Here is a 24,529-nt window from a genome sequence, read left to right as displayed (position 1 = left end):
TCCGCTGAATCGTCAGCCGCGACCGTCGGGCTGGTCGTTGTTCTTCTGCGCGCCCCACCCGTGCACGCGGTCGACCTCGATCAGCGCACTGACCCGCGGCCGGTCCCGCTGCGGGTACTCCTTGCCCTGATAGTGCTGGGAGAGGGCGTCGATGTCGGCCAGGCCCTCGTCGTCGTACATCTGCGTGACGCGTCCGATCACGGTGACGTGCGTGTACCAGTCGTCACCGTCGATGACCGTCAGGGAGACCCGCGGGTCCTTGCGGAGATGGTCGAGACGCTTGCGGGCGACGTCCATGTTCACGAGCACCTTGTCATCGCGCAGTAGGTACCACGTCGCCGCGGTGACGGGATGCCCGTCGCTGCGGACGGTGCTGATCACGGCGGGATTGGGCTTGGACAACATCTTCTTGGCGTCGTCGGACAATGGCGATGGCATCTGGTTCTCCTGAGTCTGGGGTGTCCGCGTGGGATGCCCAGGCTGCGCCGTCCCGAACCGCGCCCGTCGCAGCAAGAAGGCCCTGACCGAATCGATCGGATCAGGGCCTCTGCGAATCACTGCGAGTCGGGGTGGCGGGATTCGAACCCACGACCTCTTCGTCCCGAACCACGACACCAGCGCGTTTGATTGAGTCGGTTGCGTCGGACGAATGCATCCGCGCTGCTCAGGACTGTCGGCAGCGTTGGCTGCGTATGGGGTGCGGTTGTTCAACTGCGGACTGCGTGCGGACTGCCATCTTGAGAGTGATCAGGTGCGGCTAGACGGAAAACTGCGCCCCGCCGGCCACCTACGGCCAGACGGCCGCCGCGGCATCCACCGCCGCACCGACGAAGACGTACCTGAATACCGACTCTCCGACGTCCGGAAAGTAAGACGCTGCAACGACGAATCGCGAAGACTAGGCGCCTAGACTGTTCACTGCATCATGTTCCACGGATCCCACAGGTGTTCCAAGCCCGACGTAGGACCCATTGCCTCCAACCGCTCGGCTACTGATGAGCTGAACACATGCGGTAGGGCGTATTCGCGCCCCAAGATTGTTCCGGTAGCTGACACGCCCGCCATCCGGAAGTAGTCAGCGATAGGTCTAAGATCCCTGTCTTCCCAAGCGATTCGTTCGATCAGATCTGATACCAACACCGCGACCGGATTTGGCTCAGCCCCCGGTACCTGTTCAGTATTGTCGAGTCCCCAACGGCAAAAGCCAGTCATCGTGCCAGAATTCGGCGAATGCCCGCCAACAGCCCGTAGCTCCTGGATCTCAGCTGGATAGAGGTGCGGTACCTGCGTAAAGTGGTTCAACGTCCACGTTCCAAGGTCAGCGACGCACACAATGTTGATCAACTGAGACGGATGCTCAACGCTATCAACCGCCTCCAACATCTTCTTGTCGATGTTGTCTATCGGAGTCGACGCCACACCCTTCCAAGAATGGCTGTGCGCCAGCAGCCCATAGATCGGTAGCGAATGAAGTTCGTCGTAAGGTGTGCCGTAACGCTTCGCCGCTTTCGATTTCACCCACCGCGCAGTCTCCGTCGCGTCGGTGAAGTGGGCAGCTTTCAGGGTGTTCTTGCACTCAAAGGCGGCGATCACTCCCGTCGATAGGTAAAGCTTCTTGCTCACCAGTCTCGGAGGATACGTACCACGGAGCACCAAGATATCGACCTGCGGCGACGCCTCCTTGTCGGGAAAGATAATGCGGCCCTTGGTCACTACCTGATAATTCGGCGGCAACCAATTTCGTAGCAGGGCAGCCCAGTTCTCCTCGCCCTGATCGCCAGCAGTGCCCGGGTCCTCCGCGGTCCGCCGGTAAATCCGCTCATACTCAGCAGCGATCTCCGCGCGGTCCTGCGCAAGGAACTCTTGCAGCTCGTGCTGGACAGCATCATCGCTCGTCATCGAACCTAGACCTCCCCGTATCCCTTATCTCGGAGGATCTGGTCACCCATCTCAACAGTCTCAGCCATCCTCCGCGTATCGGCCGTTATGCCATTGTGCGCCGTTGTGGGCCGTCGAACCTTTTTGGGCTACGGAGATAAGTCACAGCCGAGGCACGGTACCGACCAGATCTTGGCCATAAGCTTCTCGAACGGCGTCCACAAACTCTCGAAGCAATAGGTTCTCGGCGTCTCTCCATAGAGTGGAACCATGGATTAAATTGTCCGGGTGCGAGACGCCAAGATATGCGCGCACATCCGGCGAAGATAACGGTATTCGATTGACAATCGACTGCATTTGCACCATCACGGACTCTTCGCCATGAAACAGATTAGTAAACTTCACCGCGGCTTCGACGACTTCCGTCGCTCCTACCATGTTGACAAATACGAGATCGTTTCTCACCTTTTGTAAGTTCTCAAGAAGATCGTATCGCAAAATTTCGAATTCTTTGATCAAGTACGTAGCTTCCGCGTGCGGATCCGACCACTGACTTTGCGGATCGGGAAGATCGCTGTGCACAAGAATAGAGAATTTTTGGTCCATCGATAAGAGTGCGCTGGCCGATGCGTGGAACGTCTGATATGCGAGCATCTGCTGGTCCCGCAGGAACGCGTCTCTTGCCTGGGTTGATGAGGCGTTATATCCCTGTTTCGCAATCACCCAAGCCGACAGGGGGCTTGCAATAGCGACTACGACGGATACGAGCAGGCTTCCAAACGCCAGCCGGTAACTTCGGTCCTTTCCCTTCGCCTCTGCCACCTTCGCGGTAGTCGCGTTAGGCAGCGTGGAACTTCCCGGCCTCAACCGCAGCCTCGCCCCCGACCGCGTCGGCCCCCTGGCCGGCACCTGACTCATGAGCGGAAATTATCAGCCCGCGACCCCCAGCGCACCGAGCACGCATCAAACTGTCCTGGCGAGCCAGGTGAACGTTGCGAACTCGAACAATCTCGTACCAGCGGACGCTGATCGCCTGTCGCTCACGGCGGCCGAAAGCTCAAACTTCGATCCGAATCGATGCATCAGATGCGACGCGGTGATGCTGGATCCTGATTTGGCTCCTCGACGCGGGCGTCCCCGCCGCTATCGTTCCGACACTTGCCGCAGGGATGCCTCGGCCGCGCGCACAGCCGCAGAGCGGTATGGAGAACCCATCCGCGTTGTAGAGGTCCCGCGCGCTGGCGCTGGCGGGGCAGAACCGCGCAACAAAACCGCGGTGCCTGCGCCAGACATCCGTTCCGCTTGCGATCCAGTCGAACTGGCTCTTCACAACGCCGACGCGATGAGAATTTTGTTGTCGAGTGTTGCTAAACGCGCTCGACGGAAAGAACTCGACCGCGCCACCTTCGAAGCTGCCCGAGACCTCGCGAAAGCCGTTTACCCGTATCGCGAATAGAGCCTCAGCGTGTGGGCTGGCCGATCCCGCTATCGGTGAAGTCGATGGTCGGGTCTTCAACGCGGCCGTCAAGCGTCTCCGGAGGAGGGACTCAGCGTTCCCCACCGTCACTCCACATCACCTTCGCCATACTGCGGCGTCCCTGTCGATTAGCGCGGGCGCCAACGTCAAGGCCGTTCAGACGATGCTCGGACACGCGTCGGCGGTCCTCACCCTGGACACCTACGCAGACTTGTTCCCGGACGACTTGGAGTATGTCTCTGCGGCCCTGGACGCCGCCCGAAGTAAGTCGCTCGCGAATTCGTCGAATCTGGTCGAATCTGCTGCGCACCAACTGCGGACTGAACAGCAAGAAGGCCCTGACCGAATCGATCGGATCAGGGCCTCTGCGAATCACTGCGAGTCGGGGTGGCGGGATTCGAACCCACGACCTCTTCGTCCCGAACGAAGCACGCTACCAAGCTGCGCCACACCCCGAGTGAAGCCACGACAGCCTATCGCACCGGGCACCGGTGAAGCCAAACGCGTAGCGGCCGCCAAATCCGTCCGGTGACACGCCGAGGGAAGGATCTGGGCTGTCGGTGGCGTTATGCACACTACAAAGACACATTCGAGCGAAATGAGGCGTGACATGACTGGGTTAGGCGCATCGATCTACCTGGGCTTCTTCGCGCTGGCCGCACTCTGGTTGTTCCTGACCTCCGACGGTCCGCTCACGCGGCGTTCCGACGGTCAGGACCAGCGTCCGGACCGTTCGAACTCGGCGAGTGAGCCGGCCGACTCCGTCGGCGCCAGGCCGTGGCTCGTCAGCCACTCGTCACAGAAGTAGGTGTCGGCGTAGCGGTCGCCACTGTCGGCCAGCAACGTCACCACCGAGCCGCTGCGCCCCTGGGCCACCATCTCGGCCAGAAGTCCGAACGCCCCCCAAATGTTGGTTCCGGTCGACGGTCCGACGCGTCGGCCCAGCACCTTGCTGACGTGATGCGCGACCGCCACCGAGGCGTTGTCCGGAACGCACATCATGCGGTCCACCACGCCGGGCAGGAACGACGGCTCGACACGCGGGCGCCCGATCCCCTCGATCCGCGAGGAGATACCCGTCACGACGTCGGAGTCGCCGCGTTCGTACGACGGGAAGAACGCCGAGTTCTCCGGGTCCACCACACATAGTCGCGTCGGGTAACGGCGATAGCGAAGGTAGCGGCCGATGGTCGCGCTCGTGCCGCCCGTGCCCGCTCCCACGACGATCCACTCCGGCACCGGATGGGTCTCCTCGGCAAGCTGATCGAAGATCGACTCGGCGATGTTGTTGTTGCCCCGCCAGTCGGTGGCGCGCTCGGCGTTGGTGAACTGATCCAGGTAATGGCCGCCGGTCTGCTCGGCCAGCCGCTGCGCCTCGTCGTAGACCTGAGCGGACTCGGTGACGAAATGGCAACGGCCGCCCTGGGATTCGATGAGAGCGATCTTGGACGGGCTGGTCGATGCCGGCATCACCGCGATGAACGGCAGGCCCAGCATCGCGGCGAAGTATGCCTCGGACACCGCTGTGGAACCCGACGAGGCCTCGATGACCGTGGTGTCCTCTGTGATCCACCCGTTGCACAGCGCGTACAGAAACAGCGACCGTGCCAACCGGTGCTTGAGGCTGCCGGTGATGTGGGTGGTCTCGTCCTTGAGGTAGAGCGCGACGTCGACATCGGTCGACCAGCTGGCCGGCAACGGATAGCGCAGCAGATGCGTGTCAGCGCTGCGGCGCGCGTCGGCCTCGATCAACCGAACCGCGTTGTCCACCCATGCCCGCGACTGGCGACACGGGCCCGACGAGTTCACCGCGCCGATACGGTCGGATGCGACTGCCCGGCCCGGAACTCCACCTCGGAGCCGCCGGTTGGCGCCGCAACCAACGTGAGCATGGTGGCCTCCGGCCTGCAGCAGAACCGCAGGGGGGCGAACGGCGAGGTGCCAAGGCCAGCCGACACGTGCAGCTGGGTGTGGGCGCCCCACCGCGAGGGTCCCTTGGCCCTGGACCTGTCGAGTTCGCAGTTGGTCACGAGTGCGCCGTAGAACGGCAGACACAGTTGCCCGCCGTGGGTGTGCCCGGCCATCACCAGCTGATAGCCGTCGGCGGCGAACCGGTCCAGCACCCGCGGCTCGGGGGAGTGGGTCAATCCCAGGGTGAGGTTCGCGGCCGGCGTCGCCGGCCCGGCGATCGTCTCGTAGCGGTCGCGCTTGAGGTGCGGATCGTCGACGCCCGCGGCCGCGATGTGCAGCCCGGCCACCTCGACCTCGCGCCGGGTATGGGTCATGTCCAGCCAGCCGCGCTCGGTGAACGCCGCCCGCAGGTCCTGCCACGGCAGGGGCTCGCCGTGGCTCCGGTGTGACGGATTCGTCAGGTAGTTGGCGGGGTTCTTCAGCTTCGGCGCGAAGTAGTCGTTGCTGCCGAAGACGAACATGCCCGGCACCGACAGCAGGTCACCGAGCGCCTGAATGACGGCCGGAACGGCCTTGGGATGAGCCAGGTTGTCGCCGGTGTTCACGACGAAGTCCGGCTCCCAGCCGGCCAGCTCGCGCAGCCACGCCTGCTTGCGGCGCTGCGAGGGGCGCATGTGGATGTCGCTGATGTGCAACACCTTCAGCGGAGACGACCCCGGAGAGAGCACCGGCATCGTCGTCTCGCGCACCACGAAGGCGTTGCGCTCGATCAGTGACGCATAACCGATCCCGGCAACCAGGGTGCCGGCCGAGGTGACGGCTGCCGTCTTGAGGATTGAACCGGGTGAACCAGAAGGCACAGCAGGCATCTGCCCAGCCTACTGCCACGACCTGTCGATCACAGGTCGTCGGGTCACCCCGGCGGCGGTGGTGGGGGAGGTGGCGGCGGCCCGAGCACCGGCACGGTGATCGGCGGCAGACCCGGAATCTGGATCACGGTCTCGCCCACTGGCGGTGGTGGCAGCCCCGGTGGCGGAGCGCCTGCCGGTGGTGGAGGTGGCGGCGGCGCGATGCCGTTGGAGATCTGGATCGTCACGATCGACCCCGGCACCGTCTGACCGGTCGGTGACGTCCCGACCACTGTGCCGTAGGACGACGAGCTGTTCACCGGTGTCGCCTGATCCGCGACCTGGAACCCGGCCTCGCGCAGCCGCTGCCGCGCGGTGTCCTGGTTCATACCCGCGACGCTTGGCACCCGCGAACCGGGTGCCCCCTCGACGTAGCGCGGGTCGGTCGGCGGCAGGGTGACGTCACCGAACGCCGTGGCGATCGGGCTCATCGCGGTGAACCACGTCCTGGCCGGCTCGTTGCCGCCGAACAGGTTTCCCGAACCACACTGACGCAGCGGGAACGAGCACAGCTCGGTCGGCGCCGTCGAGTCGTCATAGATGTAGCTGGCCGCGGCGTACCGGTTGGTGAAACCCAGGAACGCCGAGGAGCGGTTGGCTTCGGTGGTGCCGGTCTTGCCCGACATCGGCAGGCTCCATCCCACCGAACCCGCGGCGCCGGCCGCGGTTCCCGAACCGGTGTCGTCCTTACTCATCGCGTTGGCCAGCGTGTTGGCCAAACCCTCGGGAACCACCTGTTCGCACGTTTCGGTGGTGACCGACACCTGTTCGCCGTTGCGGTCCCACACCTCGGCGATCGGGTTCGGTGGACACCAGGTGCCGCCCGAGGCCAGCGTCGCGGCCACGTTGGACAGTTCCAACGCGTTGACCTCGATCGGTCCCAGCGTGAACGAACCGATGTTCTGGCGTTTCACGAAGTCGGCGAGGCTCTCGTTGCTTTCCGGGTCGTAGTCGCGCGCGGTGCCGGGCAGCGCGTAGGACCGCAGCCCCAGCCGCACCGCCATGTCCACCGTGCGCTGCACCCCGACCTGTGCGATCAGCTTCGCGAACGCCGTGTTCGGCGACGTCGCCAACGCGTCGGTGACGCTCATCGTGCCGCGGTAATTGCCGGCGTTCTGCACGCACCACGTCGCGGGCGGGCAGCCGCGGGCACCGCCGCTGCCCAGGCCCTTGGCCTCGAACCGCGATGGTGAATCGAGCTGGGCGTTGATGCCCATGCCCATCTCCATGGCCGCCGCGGTGGTGAAGATCTTGAACACCGAACCCGCACCGTTGCCGACCAGAGAGAACGGCTGCGGCTGCATCGTCTCGCCGGCGTCGAGGTTCAGGCCGTACGTGCGGTTGCTGGCCATCGCCAGCACCGGGTGGGACTCCTTGCCCGGCTTGATGACGCTCATGACGCTGGCCACGCCGGCGAGGTCCGGGCTTGCGAATTCGGTGATCGCGTTCTTCACCGACGCCTGTACGTCCGGCTCCAGCGTGGTCTTGATGAGGTAGCCACCCTTGGCGACCTGGTCCTTGCTGATCCCGGCGCGGGCCAGATAGTCCAGCGCATAGTCGCAGAAGAACGCGCGGTCACCGGCGGCGATGCAACCTCTGGGCAGTTCCTTGGGCTGGGGCAGTATCCCGAGCGGCTCCTGCTTGGCGGCGCGCAACTCGTCGGCGTACTCGGGCAGGTTGACGATCATGGTGTCGAGCACCACGTTGCGGCGGGCCAGGGCACCGTCGGGATTGGTGTACGGGTTCAGCGTGCTCGTCGACTGGACCATGCCCGCAAGGAGTGCGGCCTGCTGCCAGTTCAGCTCGGAGGCGTTGATGCCGAAGTACGTCTGTGAGGCGTCCTGCACCCCGAACGCGCCGTTGCCGAACGACACCAGGTTCAGATAGCGGGTGAGGATCTCCGGCTTGGTGAAAGTCTTGTCGAGCGTCAGCGCCATCCGGATCTCGCGCAGCTTGCGCGCCGGGGTGGTCTCGATGGCGGCCCGCTTCTCGGCATCGGTCTGCGCGATGACGAGCAATTGGTAGTTCTTCACGTACTGCTGCTCGATGGTCGAGCCGCCGCGGGTGTCGAGGTTGCCCGACAGGTAGCCGGAGAGACCGGTCAGTGTGCCCTGCCAGTCCACTCCGTTGTGGTCGGCAAATCTTTTGTCCTCGATGGAGACGATCGCCAGCTTCATCGTGTTGGCGATCTGGTCACTGGGAACTTCGAACCGTCGCTGGGAGTAGAGCCAGGCGATGATGTTGCCCTTCGCATCGACCATCGTCGACACCTGCGGTACTTCACCCTCGACGAGCTGGGCCGAGCCGTTGGCGACGACATCGGAGGCGCGGTTGGACATCAGGCCGAATCCGCCGACCACAGGGAACATCAGACCCGCGGCGACGACGCTGGCCAGAAGGCAGCACCAGACGAGCTTGATGACGGTGACCGCGCGGGGCGGCCGGATCGGGGGGTCCTCCGGCATGCGTACAGAGTAGCGACGACTTTCCGGCCAGCAGGTCTCGAGCAGCTCGAATGCGCTCGTGACAGGCCATGTCAAACGCCGGGGCTCGGCACTGTACCGGCCTGACGGCACGGTCGTCCCAAAAAAGTGGTCACGAACGTATTGCGCAGAACGCCCCTGACCACCTAAGTTGAGCTAGCAGTGCGATGCAGGTCACACCCAGTACTCGCAATGTGGCGTAGATCGCACTTGCAATCGACGCTTGAGTTAATAATCGTCTGCGTTGTCGGGGCGCGGCCAGAACGATAGGGGATCGCTGGTGTCATCAATCAAGCCCGCGGCTCGCAGTACCACCGCGAATGCATCGGACCATTCCATTGTGCAGGGTGCTGAAGCAGAAGCCCGTATTGCGTGGGTTTCTCAGGCCCGGTGTCGCCAAACGGACCCCGATGAACTCTTCGTCCGGGGGGCAGCTCAGCGCAAAGCCGCTGTGATCTGCCGCCATTGCCCCGTGATCGCCGAGTGCGGCGCCGACGCGCTGGACAACCGCGTCGAGTTCGGTGTGTGGGGAGGCATGACCGAACGGCAACGCCGGGCACTGCTCAAGCAGCATCCCGATGTGGTCTCTTGGGCCGACTTCTTCTCGGCCCAGCGCAAACACCGCACTGCCGGCTAACTCGTCTGACAGCTAAGTCGTCTGACAGCTGAGCCGCGATTGCCTGATTCGCGGGTTGGCTCCGACTAGCCCAAGCCGAGCAGCCCCTGTTGCGTGGTTACGCCGCGGTATCCCCGCCTGTGATCTGTTCTGCGATCGCGCGCAGCGCATCGAGGTCGGACACGTCGAACGGTAACGACGGCACACCGACGATCGCGACGCTCGGATTCGCGCCGGTGAACCGCGACAGCAGCCGCACCTCACGCTTCGCGGTGGACGCCCGCTCCGCGTGTATCTGCAACGCCGCGGCTGCCACCGAGCCGGGATCTTTCTCGGACAGCAGCTCCGCGGCCTCTGCTGCCTTGTCGGCGTGCAGGTCGCACAGGGTGGGATGGGTGCGGTTGAGGATCAGGCCGGCCAACGGCATGTGCTCGCCCGCCAGCCGGTCGACGAAGAACGAGGCCTCCCGCAGCGCATCGGGTTCGGCCGCCGACACCACGACGAATTGAGTGCCGCGCCGCTTGAGCAGCTCATAGGTGCGGTCGGCCTTCTCGCGGAATCCGCCGAACGTCGCATCGAGAGACTGGACGAAACCCGCTGCGTCGGAGAGCATCTGGGAGCCCAGAATCGTCGACATGCCCTTCATCGCGAGACCGACCGCGCCCGTCACCAGACGGCCGATGCCCCGTCCCGGCGCCAGAAGTATCCGCCAGAGCCGGCTGTCCATGAAACTGCCCAGGCGCTTCGGCGCATCGAGGAAGTCCAGGGCGTTGCGTGACGGTGGGGTGTCCACCACGATCAGATCCCATTTGTCTTCTGCCAGAAGCTGTCCCAGCTTCTCCATGGCCATGTACTCCTGCGTGCCCGCCAGTGACGTGGCCACGGTTTGGTAGAACTGGTTGTCCAGGATGGCGTCGGCGGCGCCGGGACCGGAGTACTGGAGCACCATTTCGTCGAAGGTGCGCCGCATGTCGAGCATCATCGCGTGCAACTCGCCGGTCACCTCGGGTGGCAGCGGCACCCGCTGGGGCGTGTTGCCCAGATCGCGAATACCCAGCGCCTGAGCCAGCCGCTTGGCGGGGTCGATCGTCAGGACGACGACGGTGCGCCCGTATTCTGCGGCGCGCAACGCCATCGCAGCAGCCGTCGTCGTCTTGCCGACACCGCCCGCCCCGCAGCAGACGATCACCCGGTTAGAGGTGTCGCGCAGGATCGTGGCCATGTCCAAGGCCGGGGGAGTGGTGCTCATCGTGTCCCTCCGCTCACCGCACGCCCTGATGGGCGAGCTCTTCCGCCAGTTCGTAGAGACTCCCGAGATCGACACCGTCCGCGATCGTGGGCAGGTCGAGGCGCGCCACGTCCAACTCGGCGAGTTGCTCGGCGCTCTCCGTGCGCGCCGCGATGCGGGTCGCATGCTGAATGGTCTCGGTCAGGAGGCCGGCCAAGTCGTCCTCCGACAGGGTGATTCCGGCGGTGGTCAACCCCGCCCGGACCGCGTCGGCGTCGATGACGCCGTCGGCCGCCTTGGCGAGGTCTTCCGCTGACAGATACGAGGGGATGTTGCGGTTGACGATCACGCTGCCGATCGGCAGGCCCATGTCGCGCAGCTCGTTGATCGCCTCCAGCGTCTCCTGGATCGGCAGTGCCTCCAACAGCGTCACCAGATGGATGGCGGTCAGATCGGAGTGCAGGAGCTTGACCACGCCGTCGGCCTGCGAATGTACCGGCCCGCCCTTGGCGAGATCGGACACCGCCTTGGTGACATCGAGGAAACGCGCGATCCGGCCGGTGGGCGGCGAATCGACGACCACCGCGTCGTACGTGCTTCCCCGGCCCTTCGGCTGACCCTTGTCGTTCCTGGTGACGATTTCCTTGATCTTGCCGGTGAGCAGCACGTCCCGCAGGCCCGGTGCGATCGTCGTCGCGAACTCGACAGCGCCGATCCGGCGCATCGCCCGGCCGGCCAGGCCGAGGTTGTAGAACATGTCCAGGTACTCCAGGAACGCGGCCTCGGTGTCGATGGCCAACGCGTTGACCACCCCGCCACGCTCGGCGGTCGCGATCTTGACCTCTTCGTACGGCAGTGGTGGCACATCGAATAGCTGCGCAATTCCTTGGCGCCCTTCGACTTCCACCAAAAGGACGCGTCGGCCGCCCGCAGCCAGCGCCAAGGCCAGCGCCGCGGCGATCGTCGACTTGCCGGTGCCGCCCTTGCCGGTGACGAAATGCAGACGCGCCTCGGTCAGCCGTGACGGCCAACCCAGAGGCTTGGGACCATCCGGTGCGCCGTCTGATCCAGATGAGGTGGTAGCCACCCCAGCATGCTAGCCATAGCGGGTCGACAGCCGGATAAGCTCAGCCGCATGAGCGAACCGACCCGCTGGGAGTACGCCACCGTCCCGCTGCTGACGCATGCCACCAAACAGATCCTCGATCAGTGGGGTGAGGACGGTTGGGAGCTGGTCTCGGTCCTGACCGGCCCGACGGGTGAGCAGCACGTCGCCTACCTGAAGCGGCCCAAATGACCTCAAGCTGGTCGGGCCGCCTGACCGAGCTCGGCATCGAGCTGCCGCAGGTCGTGGCGCCGCTGGCCGCCTACGTACCCGCCGTACGCACCGGGACCCTGGTCTACACGGCGGGGCAGCTGCCGATCAGCGAGGGTGAACTGCTGGCGACCGGCAAGGTCGGCGCCGAGGTGTCGGCCGACGAGGCCAAGACCCTGGCCCGCCAGTGCGCCCTGAACGCGTTGGCCGCGATCGACGCGCTCGTCGGCATCGACTCGGTGGTCAAGGTGGTCAAGGTCGTCGGCTTCGTGGCCTCGGCACCCGAGTTCGGCGGCCAGCCCGGCGTGATCAACGGCGCCTCGGAGTTGTTCGGGGAGGTGTTCGGCGATGCCGGCGCCCATGCGCGGTCCGCCGTCGGGGTCTCCGAGCTTCCGCGCAACGCGCCGGTGGAAGTGGAAGTCATCGTCGAGGTCGCGTAGGTGGAACACCCCGCGTACGGACTGCTGCGGCCGGTGACCGACGTCGCGTCGGTGCTGCTGTGCGAGAACCCGGGGTTGATGACACTGGACGGCACCAACACCTGGGTGCTGCGCGGCCCTGGCACCGACGAGATGGTGGTGATCGACCCCGGCCCCGATGACAAGGACGAGCACATCGAGCGCCTCGCGGCGCTCGGCCCGATACCGCTCGTGCTGATCAGCCACCGCCACAGCGACCACACCGGGGGCATCGACCGCCTCGTCGACCTCACCGGCGCCGTCGTCCGCTCGGTGGGCAGCGGCTTCCAGCGCGGCCTTGGCGGTTCACTGACCGACGGTGAGGTCATCGATGCCGCCGGCCTGAAGATCTCCGTCATGGCCACCCCCGGCCACACGGCCGACTCGGTGTCCTTCCTCGTCGACGACGCTGTGCTGACCGCCGACACCATCCTGGGACGCGGCACCACGGTGATCGACAAGGAGGACGGGTCGCTCGGGGACTACCTGGAGTCGCTTCGCCGGCTGCGCGGACTGGGTCACCGCACCGTTCTTCCGGGGCACGGTCCAGAACTCGACGACCTGGAAGGCGTCAGCGACACATACCTGGCCCACCGGGAAGACCGGCTGGAACAGGTGCGTGCGGCCGTCCGGGAGCTCGGAGAGGACGTGTCGGCTCGTCAGGTGGTCGAGCACGTCTATACCGACGTCGACGAAAAGCTTTGGGAGGCAGCCGAATCGTCGGTGCAGGCGCAGCTGGACTACCTGCGCCGCTGAGGCCTGGCGCGCTCGGCGCCGGATTCTCGCTCGTTACCTCGCTCGGCGCCGGATTCTCGCTCGTTACCTCGCTCGGCGCGCCAGCCGCTCGGAGTCCGAGATCAGCACGCTCTTGCCCTCCAGGCGGATCCAGCCGCGGTGGGCGAAGTCGGCGAGAGCCTTGTTGACGGTCTCGCGGGACGCCCCCACCAGCTGAGCGATCTCTTCCTGCGTCAGGTCGTGCGTCACACGCAGTGCGCCGCCCTCCTGGGTGCCGAAGCGCTGGGCCAGCTGCAGCAGCTGCTTGGCCACGCGACCGGGCACGTCGGTGAAGATGAGGTCGGCGAGATTGTTGTTGGTGCGCCGCAGGCGGCGGGCCAAGACCCGCAGCAGCTGCTCGGCGATCTCGGGACGGTCGGCGATCCACGCCCGCAGCGCCTCGCGATCCATCGAGACAGCGCGCACCTCAGTGATGGTGGTGGCGCTGGACGTTCGTGGGCCGGGATCGAAGATCGACAACTCGCCGAACATGTCCGAGGGGCCCATGATCGTGAGCAGATTCTCGCGACCGTCTGGTGACCGCCGCCCGATCTTCACCTTGCCGGAGATGATGATGTACAGGCGATCGCCAGGCTCACCCTCGGCGAACACGGTGTGTCCGCGGGGAAAGTCAACGGGCTGAAGCTGCTTGGTCAGCGCGGAAACAGCGCTGGGTTCGACCCCCTGGAAGATTCCGGCCCTGGCCAGGATCTCGTCCACGTTGCCCCTCTTGTTGCGTTCGGTGATCAGACATGCGTTAAGGCGACCTCTTCACGATCGTGAGATCAGTCTAGAGGTACGCCTTTTCGTGACCCGTTTACGCTACACACGATTGGCATGGCGGGTCTGCCGAAACTCAGTATTCGCCAGCTGCGCGAGGTACTCGCGTGTTGGCAAACCTGGCGCCGAGATGGCCTCGACGAGCGCCGCGGGTGGGGTGTCCTGCCCGCTGAGGCGCTGATGAATACCGTCCAGGGCGCCGTCCATCCCCACCCTCGCGAGGGTGTCGACGTCGCTGTCCTCGGCTTGCTCCAGGAACTCGTCGACGTCGGCGGTGGAGAGGCTCTCGCGGCCCAAGCTCGCCTCGAGGCGCTCCAAACCGAAGGTCGCCAACATGAGCAACCCCGGGATCAGCGCAACGAGCAACCACGACACAAGGCGAAGTAAACACGCCGAAGGTCTCAGCGGGATCACGAAAAGTCCACGTTAAGAACTGATCCACCATCCGGCGCGTCGGACCCCGTCAGTACGCTGGCCTGGTGACCGTGAGTGAAACGCCGACCGGCACTGCGGCCGCCGGTAAGCGGGCTGCGCGCGTGCCCGCGCGTAAATGGGACGAGGAAACCCACCGAGGCCTCGTCCGGCGCGCCCGCCGCATGAACCGCACTCTGGCACAAGCGTTTCCACACGTGTACTGCGAGCTCGACTTCACGAACCCCCTAGAGCTGGCGGTGGCCACCATCCTGTCGGCGCAGTGCACGGACGTTCGGGTCAACATGACGACACCGGCGCTGTTCGCCAAGTACCGCACGGCCCGGGACTACGCGACCGCCGATCGCACCGAGCTCGAAGAACTGATCCGTCCCACCGGCTTCTACCGGAACAAGACCAACTCGCTGATCGGCCTCGGGCAGGCGCTGGAGGAACGGTTCGACGGCGAGGTGCCCAACACGCTCGACGAGCTCGTCACGCTGCCGGGCATCGGCCGCAAGACCGCCAACGTCATCCTCGGCAACGCCTTCGACATCCCCGGCATCACCGTCGACACGCACTTCGGCAGGCTGGTGCGGCGTTGGCGCTGGACGGCCGAGGAAGACCCGGTCAAGGTCGAGCATGCCGTCGGCCAGCTGATCGAGCGCAAGGAGTGGACGCTGCTCAGCCACCGGGTCATCTTCCACGGCCGGCGTGTGTGCCACGCGCGCAAGCCGGCCTGCGGGGTCTGTGTCCTGGCCAAAGACTGCCCGTCCTACGGTGCCGGGCCCACCGACCCGCTGATCGCCGCACCGCTGGTCAAGGGCCCCGAGACCGAGCATCTGCTGGCGCTGGCCGGACTCTAGCCGCTGATGAGCGCGTCAGCCCGGTGGAGCGTCGTGGCGCTGGTGATCCTCGTCGCGCTCGGTGTCGCGCTGTGGTCGGAACTCGGCGCCCAGGACACCGGCGGTTCGGCGTACTCGGCGGGCCAGGAGACCGTGTCGGCGCGCGACCGGCGCGACGCCGACACTGCCGAGGCGCTGCAGGGTCCGCGCGCCGCCGCCGACCTCTCCCCGTGCCCTGTCCCCGGAGCGGGTCCGGGCCCCGAAGCACTGCGCGGGATCGTCCTCGAATGTGCCGGCGACGGCTCGCGGGTCGACGTCGCCGCCGCCCTGGCCGGCAGGCCGGCCGTGCTGAACCTCTGGGCGTACTGGTGCGGCCCCTGCGCCGATGAACTCCCGGCCATGGCCGAGTACCAGCGGCGTCTGGGGCCCGGGGTGGTCGTGCTGACCGTGCATCAGGACGAGAACGAGACCGCGGCGTTGCTCAGGCTCGCCGAGCTGGGCGTGCAACTGCCGACGGTGCAGGACGGACGCCGCAGCATCGCCGCAGCGCTGGGCGTTCCCAACGTGATGCCTGCGACGGTGGTGCTCCGCGCCGACGGTAGCGTTGCCGAGATCCTGCCCCGGTCGTTCGCGACCGCCGACGAGATCGCCGCCGCGGTCGACCCGAAGATTGGAGTGGCGTGAGCTGGGACAGCCGCGAGGGTGAGCTGACGCCGTCCGCCGCGCCGCCCTGGCTGGCGCCGCTGGTCGATCAGCCCGACGCCGTCAAGAAGGCCTACCGCCGCCGGATACCTGCCGAAGTGCTGGCCGCGTTGACGGCCGCCAACACGACGGCCGCCGTGTCGGGCACCCGGCGCGATGCTGCCGTGCTCGTGTTGTTCTCCGGTCCGCAGGGCGGTACAGAAGGCTCCCTGCCCGAGGACGCCGACCTCCTGGTCACCGTGCGCGCGTCGACGTTGCGCCACCACGCCGGCCAGGCGGCGTTTCCCGGTGGCGCGGCGGACCCCGGTGACCTGGGCCCGGTCCACACCGCGCTGCGCGAGGCCACTGAAGAGACCGGGCTCGAGCCAAGCAGGCTGCACCCACTGGCAACCCTGGAGAAGATGTTCATCCCGCCGTCGGGCTTCCACGTCGTCCCGGTCCTCGCCTACTCGCCCGACCCCGGTCCGGTGGCAGTGGTCGACGACGCCGAGACGGCGCTGGTGACCCGCGTGCCGGTACGGGCGTTCGTCAACCCGCAGAACCGGATCACGGTGTATCGCAGCCAGAACACCCGCCGCACGGCCGGGCCGGCGTTCCTGCTCAACGAGATGATGGTGTGGGGATTCACCGGCCAGATCATCTCGGCCATGCTCGACGTCGCAGGCTGGGCGGTGCCCTGGGAAAGCGACAAACTGTACGAACTCAACGACGCAATGGCGCTCCTGGACGCCCAGGGCAGTTACGGTGATGCGCAACAATGAACTCGTCACAATGGCTTGACATCGCGATTCTCGCTGTCGCCCTCCTCGCTGCCGTCTCGGGCTGGCGATCCGGTGCACCCGGATCTCTGCTGGCCCTGGTGGGCGTGGTCCTCGGCGCAGCGGCCGGTGTACTCCTGGCCCCCCACCTGGTCACCTACATCGACGGGCCGCGCACCAAGCTCTTCGCGACGCTGTTCCTGATCCTCGTGCTGGTGGTGATCGGTGAGATCGCCGGGGTGGTGCTGGGCAGGGCGGTTCGCGGGGCCATCCGTAATCCCGCCCTGCGTGTCGCCGACTCGGTCGTCGGCGTGGCTTTGCAGCTCGTACTCGTGCTCACGGCGTCATGGCTGCTGGGTACCGCGCTGATGTCCTCGCCGCAGCCCAATCTGGCGGCCGCCGTTGCCGGCTCGCGTGTGATCTCCGAGGTCGACACGGTGGCGCCGAGCTGGTTGCGGTCGGTGCCCGACCGGCTCTCGGCGCTGTGGGAGACCGCGGGCCTTCACGACGTCCTGAAACCGTTCGGCCCCACTCAGGTCGCCGATATCGAGGCGCCGGACCCCACGCTGGCCACCTCCGTCGTCGTCGGCACCACCCGGCCCAGCGTGGTCAAGGTCCGTGGCGTCGCCCAGAGCTGCCAGAAGGTGCTCGAAGGCACCGGCTTCGTCGTGGCCCCCAACCGGGTGATGTCCAACGCCCACGTCGTCGCCGGGTCCGACAGCGTGACCATCGAGGTCGACGGACAGTCCTACGAGGCAGGCGTGGTGTCCTACGACCCCGACGCCGACATCTCGATCCTCGACGTGCCGAACCTGCCCTCCGCGCCGTTGCAGTTCGTCGACACGGAGGCGCAGCCCGGCACCGACGGCATCGTCCTGGGCTACCCCGGCGGCGGCGACTTCACGGCGACGCCGGCGCGCATCCGGGAGGTCATCAAGCTCAACGGCCCCGACATCTACCGCAGCACCACCGTCACCCGCGAGGTGTACACCATCAGAGGGACTGTGCGGCAAGGTAATTCAGGTGGGCCGATGATCAACCGGCAGGGGAAAGTGCTCGGCGTGGTCTTCGGTGCCGCCGTCGACGACGTCGACACCGGGTTCGTGCTGACCGCCCAGGAGGTGGCCAGGCAGATGGCCAAGGTCGGCAACGTCGACCGCGTCCCGACCGGAACCTGCATCAGCGCCGGCTGATCACCCGTACACCTGCTTCAGGAAACGCAGCAGCTGCTCGTTGACCGCGTCGGGAGCTTCTTCGTGGGCGAAGTGCCCGGCAGCATCGATCGACACGTACCGTCCGTGCGGCGCGTAGCGCTGGGTTCGGTACACCGGGTCGGCCAGCACGTACGGATCCGCCTCGCCCCGCAGATGCAGCACCGGGACTCCCAGCGGGCCTTTCATCGATCGCATGAATCGTCGTCCCTCGCCGCGCAGTTGGCTGCGCGCCGCCCACCGCTGATACTCCAGTGCGCAGTGGGCCGCCGACGGAATCTGGATCGCGCGGCGCAGGTGCCCGATGGTCTCCGAGAAATCCTCACTGGCCTGCCATTTGGCGCTGGACCGGCTGCGCACCAGCCGCTCCAGCTCGGCGCCGTCATGACGGGTCAGCGAATGCTCCGGCCACACCGGCACCTGATAGCGCAGCATCCACGGCAGCAGCGCCCGGCCCTGATCCCGCCTCGTCAGCGCCGAGGACCGCAGCGCGGCGGGGTGCGGCGAGCTGACGACGGCGATCGCACGGACCACGCGGGGGTGCAGCACCGAGGTGGCCCAGCAGACCAGCCCGCCGTCGGCGTGGCCGACCAGCGTCGCGGTGCTGTGACCCAGCGCCCGCACCAGGCCTGCGGTGTCGCCTGCCAATGTCCAGCCGTCGTATCCGCGGGGCGGCTTGTCGCTGCCGCCGTAGCCACGCAGATCGACAGCCACCACTCGGGCCCCGGTCAGGCCTTTGAGCTGGTGGCGCCACGACCACCAGAACGAGCCGAAGCCATGCAGGAGGATGACCAGCGGACGATCCGTCAGAGGCCGCGACCGGTCGTCGGCACCGGCAGGTCCCTGGGCTTCGACAACGTGGAAGCGAATCCCGTTCGCGTGCACATCCAAGTGGCGCCACGGCCCGCCGATGCGCACAACCGACGGATCGGGTCGGCCCATTACCAGCCTGAAGGGTCTTTTTGCGCCACGGGTTCGCCGTTGGTGGTCGCGACGGCCTTGGTGTCCGGACCCGGGTTGAAGGCGCCCGGGATCTCCTTGACCGATTCGATCGTCTTCTGCGGTCCGCGGATCCGCCGGACCTTCAGGTAGCCGAACAACGCGAGCAACCCGGTGAGCACGACCATGATGCCGAACACGATGAGGTAGGCGGCCCACTTCCACAGCCAGGTGTCCAGCAGCTCCGCCACGAAGAAGAAGAAGAAGAACGTGGAGTAGAACAGCACGACCAGGGCCGCGATGAAGAAGATGCTGCCGGTCAGGCCCTTCTTGACGTCGCGGGTGATCTCCGCCTTCGCCAACTCGACCTCGGCACGTACGAGCGTCGAAACCTGGGCGGTGGCGTCCTTGACCAGATCGCCGATCGACGGATCCGGCTTCGGCGCGTGGGGGTCCACCAGCGGTATCGACGTAACGGTGCTCGGTACGCCGTTTCTGCGGTCGCTCACGGACTTCCTTCCCGACTCAGTGCTGGGTCGCGGTTGATATTCCGGTTCATGTTGCCACGTGGCGCGCCGTGAAACGATTCCGGCCGACGATAGACTGCCCGGGTTCCCTGCACGGCGGGTCGGGTGAGTCGATAGGAGTTTGATTCTTGAGGACCAGCGGCCTCTGCCTGGCAATTCGCGCCGTCATGTTCGGCGCCCTGATCATGGCCGGGCCGGTGGCCGTCGCGCACGCGCAGGCCCCGGTAGCCCTCGGCGGCGGTTCCGGCCTGGTGGTCGACGGTGAGACGCTGTGCACGCTGACCGCCATCGGCAACGACAACCAGGGCAACCTGATCGGTTTCACCTCCGCGCACTGCGGCGGCCCTGGCGCGGTCGTGGGCTCCGAAGCCGCTCAGAACGCCGGCGTGGTCGGCACGATGGTGGCAGGCAACGACTCGCTGGACTACGCGGTCATCAAGTTCGACCGTGCGAAGGTCACGCCCGTCAGCGAGGTCAACGGCTTCCGCATCGACGGGCTCGGCCCGGATCCCACGTTCGGCGAGGTCGCCTGCAAGCTCGGGCGCACCACCGGCTACTCGTGCGGTGTTACGTGGGGTCCCGGTGAGCAGCCGGGCACGATCGTCAACCAGGTCTGCGGCCAGCCCGGGGATTCCGGGGCGCCGGTGACCGTCAACAACCGCCTGGTCGGAATGATCCACGGCGCGTTCTCCGAGGAACTGCCGACGTGCGTGGTGAAGTTCATCCCGCTGCACACCCCGGCGGTGACGATGTCGATCAACACCCAGCTCGCCGACATCACCGCCAAGGGCAGGCCCGGCAGCGGATTCGTCCCCGTCGGGGCCTGACGCGCTACTTACTGGCCCGGATCGCTTCGAACACGCTCGGGTCCACCAGAGTCGACGTGTCGCCGAGCTCGCGCCCCTCGGCCACGTCGCGCAGCAGCCGGCGCATGATCTTGCCGCTGCGGGTCTTCGGTAGCTCGGGCACGACGTGGATCTCCCGCGGCTTGGCGATCGGCGAGATCTCCTTGGCCACCTCCGCGCGCAATTCGTCGATCATGTTCTCCTCGCCACCGTGGGCGCTGGACTTGAGGATGACGAACGCGCAGATCGCCTGACCGGTGTGCTCGTCGGTGGCACCGACGACCGCGGCCTCGGCCACGCCGGAATGGCCCACCAGGGCGGACTCCACCTCGGCAGTCGAGATGCGGTGGCCCGAGATGTTCATGACATCGTCGATACGCCCCAGCACCCAGATCTCGCCGTCGCTGCCGTACCGGGCGCCGTCACCGGCGAAGTACCAGCCCTGCTCGGCGAAGCGCGTCCAGTAGGTCTCCTTGAACCGTTCGTCGTCACCCCAGATGCCGCGCAGCATCGCCGGCCACGGCTTGTCGAGCACCAGGTAACCGGTGACGTGCTCGCCGTGGTCGGGGGTGTTCTCCAACTGGTTGCCGTCGTCGTCGACGATCTTGGCCGAGATTCCAGGAAGCGGGCGCATCGCCGAACCAGGCTTGCAGTCCGTCACCCCGGGAAGCGGGGAGATCATGATCGCACCGGTCTCGGTCTGCCACCAGGTGTCCACGATCGGCGTCTTGTCGCCGCCGAACGCCATCCGGTACCAACGCCACGCCTCGGGATTGATCGGCTCGCCGACCGATCCCAGCAGCCGCAGGCTGGACAGATCGTGCTCGGCCGGGATCTGGCGGCCCCACTTCATGAACGTGCGCACCAGTGTGGGAGCAGTGTAATAGATTGTGACGCCGTACTTTTCGATCACCTGGTAGTGGCGATGCTCGTCGGGTGAGGCGGGGGTGCCCTCGTAGACCACCTGGGTCACGCCGTTGGAGAGCGGCCCGTACACGATGTAGGTGTGGCCGGTGACCCAGCCGATATCCGCTGTGCACCAGTACACGTCGGTCTCGGGCTTGATGTCGAAGACGTTGAAGTGCGTATACGACGCCTGGGTGAGGTAGCCGCCCGAGGTGTGCATGATGCCCTTGGGCTTGCCCGTCGTGCCGGACGTGTACAGCAGGAAGAGTGGGTGCTCGGCGTCGAAGGCCTCCGGCGTGTGTTCGGTGGACGCCTTCGGGACCACCTCGTCCCACCACAGATCGCGGCCTTCGGTCCAGGGCGTGTCGATTCCGGTGCGGCGCACCACCAGAACGTGCTCGACGGGGCTGTCGTCCCCCAGTCCTTCGATGGCTTCGTCGACGCCGGTCTTCAGCGACACCGCCGACCCCCGCCGGTACTGGCCGTCGGTGGTGATGACGAGCTTGGCCTTGGCGTCATCGATGCGGGCCTTGAGTGCGGAGGCGGAGAAGCCGGCGAAAACCACGCTGTGCATGGCGCCCAAGCGGGCACACGCCAGCATCGCGACGATGGCCTCGGGCACCATCGGCATGTAGATCGCGACCCGGTCGCCGGACTCCAGGCCGAGCTCGGCCAACGCGTTGGCCGCCTGGGAGACCTCATCTTTGAGCTGCGAGTAGGTGATGTCGCGGGCATCACCGACCGGCTCACCCTCCCAGTGGATGGCGACGCGGTCACCGTTGCCCGCCTCGACATGGCGGTCCACGCAGTTGTAGGCCACGTTCAGCTTGCCGCCGACGAACCACTTGGCGAAGGGTGCCTCGGACCAGTCGAGCACCTCGGTGAACGGTGTCTCCCAGCTCAGCCGGTTGGCCTGCTCTCCCCAGAACGCGAGCCGGTCCGCCTCGGCCTGGTCGTAGAGTTCCGCCGTCGCGTTGGCGTTCTCGGCGAATTCGGGGGCCGGAGGATAGGACGAAGCGACGTCCACGTGCGTCTCGGTCATGGATGTGAGGGTAGTCACCCAACGTTGCATTGACGTTGGCAACTCACATCTCGGCTGCAGGCGGCGCCTACGACGCGACGAACGTAGTGGCTCGTGGGCCCAGCGGTATCTTCTCAGGCGTGACCGATCCACTCGCCCCGTTGGCCCAGCTGCCCGGAGTCGCCGCGGCCGGGGAGGAGGCGCGCGACGCGCTCGGCAGGGCGCACCGGCACCGCACCAATCTGCGCGGCTGGCCGAAGTCCGCCGCGGAGGCGTCGCTGCGTGCTGCGCGGGCGTCCTCGGTCCTCGACGGTGGACCGCTGCAATTCTCGACCGACGAGGGTGACCGTGATCCGGTGCTCGCCGGCGCGCTGCGCGTCGCCGAGGCACTCGAAGGTGGTGAGGGCGCGCTCGTGGGCGTGTGGCGCCGGGCGCCCCTGCAGGCGATCGCCCGACTGCACTCCCTCGCCGCCGCCGACCTGGTCGGTGACGACCTTCTGGGACGCCCCCGCGCCGACGAGGGTGTGGGCCGCCGACTCGAACTACTCGCCGACGTCGTGACCGGGTCCACGACAGTGCCCGCGGCGGTGCTGGCCGCGGTGGCCCACGGCGAGCTGCTGACGCTGGAGCCGTTCGGCAGCGCCGACGGAGTGGTGGCGCGCGCGGTGTCGCGTCTCATCACGATTGCCAGCGGCCTCGATCCACACGGGTTGGGCGTGCCGGAGGTGCACTGGATGCGACAGTCGGGCAGCTACCACGCGGCTGCGCGCGGGTTCGCGTCCGGCACTCCCGATGGCCTCGCGGCATGGCTGGTACTCAGTTGCGAGGCGTTGCATGCCGGTGCGCGGGAGGCCCTGTCCATCGCTCAGGCGGAATCGGCAGCAAAATGAAGCGGGCGGCGATCCGAGTGGTCTGTCGACCACATCGGCTCACCGCCCGCTAGCACGGACCTCCGGTTACCAAGCGTGCGTAAGGGGTTGCGTGGGTGACCTCGGCGTCCTTGCGATCCGCTGCGACCGTCGCCCTACCCAAAGGGCTCTCGTGGCCGCCCGATCTCCGCAATTACGCAGGCCCGCAACACTTCTACCTGTATGGCGGTATGTGCTCCGCGTGGGTACCGGGACCCGTGCTAGGGAGTCGAGATCGGGAGATCGAGCCTTCTCTTCCGGCTCGGCCTTGGCCTCACCCGACTTCCGTAGCTCCTTTGTACTCCGTGACTCCGGTCACATCAAGGGCCAATCGGCGCGCGTCCCGGATCGTTACCGAAGTCGCCCAGCAATCGATTCGGGCTACCCGTGGGTAGCGCCGGATCAGAATGCGAAGCGGCGCAGCAGCGAGTAGGTCAGGGCGCCGGCCGCCAGCGCACTCACGCCGACCGCCGCTGTCGTGGCGACAGCGGCGCCCGACGGGGCGGCGGGCAGTCGGTCGCGCAGTGAGACAGGGCGGGAGAACGTGCGGACCGGCCACCCGCGTTGGGACGCCTCCTTGCGCAGGGTGCGGTCCGGGTTGACGACGGTCGGGTGCCCGACGGCCTCGAGCATCGGAAGGTCGGTGATCGAGTCCGAGTAGGCGTAGCAATGTTCGAGGGCGTAACCCTCCCGGTCGGCGAGCGCGCGAATGGCTTCGACCTTGCCCTCGCCGAAGCAGTAGAACGCGATGTCTCCGGTGTACTTTCCGTCCTCGACGACCATCCGTGTCGCCATCGCGTGTGTCGCGCCGAGAGCGCGCGCGATGGGCGCAACGATCTCCTCGCCGGAGGCGGACACCACCACGACATCGCGGCCGCACAGCTTGTGGTCGGCGATGAGGTCGGCGGCCTCAGCGAACACCAGAGGGTTGACGATGTCGTGCAGAGTCTCGCCGACGATCGCTTTGACCTGCTCCACATCCCACCCGGTGCACATGTTGGCGATGTAGGTCCGCATCCGGTCCATCTGCTCGTGGTCGGCACCCGACATCAGGAAGAGGAACTGGGCATAGCTCGACTTCAGAACGGTCCGTCGGTTGATTAGACCTTGGCTGAAGAACGGTTTGCTGAAAGCCAATGTGCTTGATTTTGCGATGACTGTTTTGTCGAGATCGAAGAACGCTGCTGTGCGAATGGGGCGGTCCGGCGAGGCGGGCGCCGCAGGCGCGTAGCTACCCCCAGCCGCCGGGTCGGATGAGGTCACCCCGTCAGCATAGAGGCCGATCGCGTGACAGATCGTGGCCGATCGTACAAATTGGCAGATCACGACACGTGTCTGCGACTGTTATTTTTCCAGGTCTCGGCCAAGTTGTTCCCATTTCGATACTTGCGCTGGCCCAGTCCGCCGTGTGTATAGTGGGGATTACTCGGCTTATGCCGGGTGTGCATCAGCCCGACCCCCCGGGGCTGATACACGACGACCTCCGCCTCCTCCCCCCCTGGCGGGGGTCGTCCCTTTTCTGGGGTGTTTTCGTAAAGCGGATAGATTTCCTGCAAATCAATAAGTAGCGGAATGGTGTTTTCGTTGCCTCCGCGCCCGGATATCCACATATCCGAGTTGATCCCCAG

Annotated in this window: 24 protein-coding genes, 1 tRNA gene and 1 pseudogene; 11 read left to right on the top strand and 15 right to left on the bottom strand. The window is 66.3% G+C overall.

Going from position 1 to position 24,529, the window contains the following annotated elements; genetic code table 11:
• Positions 1-12 precede the first annotated feature (12 nt).
• The 3 genes from EL337_RS25890 to EL337_RS25880 form a co-directional block, all read right to left on the bottom strand.
• Positions 13-438 carry a PPOX class F420-dependent oxidoreductase gene (locus EL337_RS25890; protein ID WP_048634025.1) on the bottom strand — a complete coding sequence of 142 codons (426 nt, stop codon included), beginning with the start codon at positions 436-438 and terminating at the stop codon, positions 13-15.
• Positions 439-915: 477 nt separating this feature from the next.
• On the bottom strand, positions 916-1,899 hold the full coding sequence (locus EL337_RS25885; RefSeq protein WP_053086849.1) for a DUF6602 domain-containing protein: 984 nt from the start codon (positions 1,897-1,899) through the stop codon (positions 916-918).
• Positions 1,900-2,040: 141 nt separating this feature from the next.
• On the bottom strand, positions 2,041-2,796 hold the full coding sequence (locus EL337_RS25880) for a hypothetical protein (protein ID WP_126316690.1): 756 nt from the start codon (positions 2,794-2,796) through the stop codon (positions 2,041-2,043).
• Positions 2,797-3,239: 443 nt separating this feature from the next.
• On the opposite strand from EL337_RS25880, the pseudogene EL337_RS29335 reads away from it, so the two are divergent.
• Positions 3,240-3,509: pseudogene (locus EL337_RS29335) on the top strand (site-specific integrase); the annotation flags it as partial.
• Between the two features lie 228 nt (positions 3,510-3,737).
• On the opposite strand, the gene EL337_RS25865 reads toward EL337_RS29335, so the two are convergent.
• The 4 genes from EL337_RS25865 to ponA2 form a co-directional block, all read right to left on the bottom strand.
• A tRNA-Pro gene (locus tag EL337_RS25865) sits at positions 3,738-3,811 on the bottom strand.
• Positions 3,812-4,066: 255 nt separating this feature from the next.
• Positions 4,067-5,164, bottom strand: coding sequence for an L-cysteine desulfhydrase Cds1 (gene cds1, locus EL337_RS25855; protein WP_197724152.1), 1,098 nt, complete (start codon positions 5,162-5,164; stop codon positions 4,067-4,069).
• Positions 5,161-6,135 carry a metallophosphoesterase gene (locus EL337_RS25850; RefSeq protein ID WP_048633975.1) on the bottom strand — a complete coding sequence of 325 codons (975 nt, stop codon included), beginning with the start codon at positions 6,133-6,135 and terminating at the stop codon, positions 5,161-5,163. The genes cds1 and EL337_RS25850 overlap by 4 nt, the downstream gene beginning before the upstream one ends.
• 44 nt (positions 6,136-6,179) lie before the next feature.
• Positions 6,180-8,639: a transglycosylase/D,D-transpeptidase PonA2 gene (gene ponA2 / locus EL337_RS25845; protein ID WP_048633974.1), complete on the bottom strand. Its 2,460-nt coding sequence runs from the start codon at positions 8,637-8,639 to the stop codon at positions 6,180-6,182.
• 298 nt (positions 8,640-8,937) lie between these two features.
• Here ponA2 and EL337_RS25840 point away from each other — a divergent pair, with 298 nt between their 5' ends.
• Positions 8,938-9,294 carry a WhiB family transcriptional regulator gene (locus EL337_RS25840; protein WP_048633973.1) on the top strand — a complete coding sequence of 119 codons (357 nt, stop codon included), beginning with the start codon at positions 8,938-8,940 and terminating at the stop codon, positions 9,292-9,294.
• Positions 9,295-9,391: 97 nt separating this feature from the next.
• Here the strand turns inward: EL337_RS25840 and EL337_RS25835 are convergent, their stop codons facing one another.
• Both EL337_RS25835 and EL337_RS25830 read right to left on the bottom strand, forming a co-directional pair.
• The gene (locus EL337_RS25835) at positions 9,392-10,522 is read right to left on the bottom strand and encodes an ATPase BagB (RefSeq protein WP_048633972.1); all 1,131 of its coding nucleotides are present in this window, start codon (positions 10,520-10,522) and stop codon (positions 9,392-9,394) included.
• A 13-nt stretch (positions 10,523-10,535) separates the two neighbouring features.
• Positions 10,536-11,588: an ATPase BagA gene (locus EL337_RS25830; protein ID WP_048633971.1), complete on the bottom strand. Its 1,053-nt coding sequence runs from the start codon at positions 11,586-11,588 to the stop codon at positions 10,536-10,538.
• Positions 11,589-11,636: 48 nt separating this feature from the next.
• On the opposite strand from EL337_RS25830, the gene EL337_RS25825 reads away from it, so the two are divergent.
• The 3 genes from EL337_RS25825 to EL337_RS28915 are packed head-to-tail and all read left to right on the top strand — an operon-like array spanning position 11,637 to position 13,030.
• Positions 11,637-11,798: a Sp36 family protein gene (locus tag EL337_RS25825; RefSeq protein WP_109860180.1), complete on the top strand. Its 162-nt coding sequence runs from the start codon at positions 11,637-11,639 to the stop codon at positions 11,796-11,798.
• The gene (locus EL337_RS28920) at positions 11,795-12,256 is read left to right on the top strand and encodes a RidA family protein (protein ID WP_048633970.1); all 462 of its coding nucleotides are present in this window, start codon (positions 11,795-11,797) and stop codon (positions 12,254-12,256) included. Before EL337_RS25825 ends, EL337_RS28920 begins: the two co-directional genes overlap by 4 nt.
• The gene (locus EL337_RS28915) at positions 12,257-13,030 is read left to right on the top strand and encodes an MBL fold metallo-hydrolase (protein WP_048633969.1); all 774 of its coding nucleotides are present in this window, start codon (positions 12,257-12,259) and stop codon (positions 13,028-13,030) included.
• Between the two features lie 63 nt (positions 13,031-13,093).
• Here EL337_RS28915 and crp read toward each other — a convergent pair whose 3' ends face one another.
• Both crp and EL337_RS25805 read right to left on the bottom strand, forming a co-directional pair.
• A complete protein-coding gene (gene crp, locus EL337_RS25810; protein ID WP_003931718.1) occupies positions 13,094-13,768 on the bottom strand; it encodes a cAMP-activated global transcriptional regulator CRP in 675 nt (224 codons plus the stop codon).
• A gap of 102 nt (positions 13,769-13,870) precedes the next feature.
• A complete protein-coding gene (locus tag EL337_RS25805; protein ID WP_048633968.1) occupies positions 13,871-14,203 on the bottom strand; it encodes a hypothetical protein in 333 nt (110 codons plus the stop codon).
• Between the two features lie 104 nt (positions 14,204-14,307).
• Here EL337_RS25805 and nth point away from each other — a divergent pair, with 104 nt between their 5' ends.
• The 4 genes from nth to marP are packed head-to-tail and all read left to right on the top strand — an operon-like array spanning position 14,308 to position 17,737.
• Positions 14,308-15,105 (top strand): endonuclease III, encoded by a 798-nt coding sequence (gene nth / locus EL337_RS25800; RefSeq protein WP_083443177.1) that lies wholly within the window; start codon positions 14,308-14,310, stop codon positions 15,103-15,105.
• A 6-nt stretch (positions 15,106-15,111) separates the two neighbouring features.
• Positions 15,112-15,768: a TlpA family protein disulfide reductase gene (locus tag EL337_RS25795; protein ID WP_048633966.1), complete on the top strand. Its 657-nt coding sequence runs from the start codon at positions 15,112-15,114 to the stop codon at positions 15,766-15,768.
• Positions 15,765-16,547 (top strand): NUDIX hydrolase, encoded by a 783-nt coding sequence (locus tag EL337_RS25790; RefSeq protein WP_048633965.1) that lies wholly within the window; start codon positions 15,765-15,767, stop codon positions 16,545-16,547. Before EL337_RS25795 ends, EL337_RS25790 begins: the two co-directional genes overlap by 4 nt.
• Positions 16,544-17,737, top strand: coding sequence for an acid resistance serine protease MarP (gene marP / locus EL337_RS25785; protein WP_048633964.1), 1,194 nt, complete (start codon positions 16,544-16,546; stop codon positions 17,735-17,737). The genes EL337_RS25790 and marP overlap by 4 nt, the downstream gene beginning before the upstream one ends.
• Here the strand turns inward: marP and EL337_RS25780 are convergent, their stop codons facing one another.
• Both EL337_RS25780 and EL337_RS25775 read right to left on the bottom strand, forming a co-directional pair.
• Positions 17,738-18,697 carry an alpha/beta fold hydrolase gene (locus tag EL337_RS25780; protein ID WP_048633963.1) on the bottom strand — a complete coding sequence of 320 codons (960 nt, stop codon included), beginning with the start codon at positions 18,695-18,697 and terminating at the stop codon, positions 17,738-17,740.
• Positions 18,697-19,203, bottom strand: coding sequence for a phage holin family protein (locus EL337_RS25775; protein WP_048633962.1), 507 nt, complete (start codon positions 19,201-19,203; stop codon positions 18,697-18,699). Before EL337_RS25775 ends, EL337_RS25780 begins: the two co-directional genes overlap by 1 nt.
• A 185-nt stretch (positions 19,204-19,388) precedes the next feature.
• Between EL337_RS25775 and EL337_RS25770 the strand changes: the two genes are divergently transcribed.
• Positions 19,389-20,048, top strand: coding sequence for a S1 family peptidase (locus EL337_RS25770; RefSeq protein ID WP_048633961.1), 660 nt, complete (start codon positions 19,389-19,391; stop codon positions 20,046-20,048).
• Positions 20,049-20,052: 4 nt separating this feature from the next.
• Here EL337_RS25770 and acs read toward each other — a convergent pair whose 3' ends face one another.
• Positions 20,053-22,014, bottom strand: a complete 1,962-nt coding sequence (acs, locus tag EL337_RS25765; RefSeq protein ID WP_048633960.1) for an acetate--CoA ligase — start codon at positions 22,012-22,014, stop codon at positions 20,053-20,055.
• A gap of 119 nt (positions 22,015-22,133) precedes the next feature.
• On the opposite strand from acs, the gene EL337_RS25760 reads away from it, so the two are divergent.
• Entirely contained in the window at positions 22,134-22,883 is a 750-nt protein-coding gene (locus tag EL337_RS25760; RefSeq protein ID WP_048633959.1) for a hypothetical protein, read from the top strand.
• 420 nt (positions 22,884-23,303) lie between these two features.
• Here the strand turns inward: EL337_RS25760 and EL337_RS25755 are convergent, their stop codons facing one another.
• Entirely contained in the window at positions 23,304-24,164 is an 861-nt protein-coding gene (locus tag EL337_RS25755) for an HAD-IB family hydrolase (RefSeq protein WP_048633958.1), read from the bottom strand.
• Positions 24,165-24,529 lie beyond the last annotated feature (365 nt).

Origin of the sequence: Mycolicibacterium aurum (assembly GCF_900637195.1) — a bacterium.
Classification (GTDB): domain Bacteria; phylum Actinomycetota; class Actinomycetes; order Mycobacteriales; family Mycobacteriaceae; genus Mycobacterium; species Mycobacterium aurum.
The sequence above is the reverse complement of the archived record's forward strand: the minus strand, read 5'-3'. Positions and strand labels throughout refer to the sequence as shown.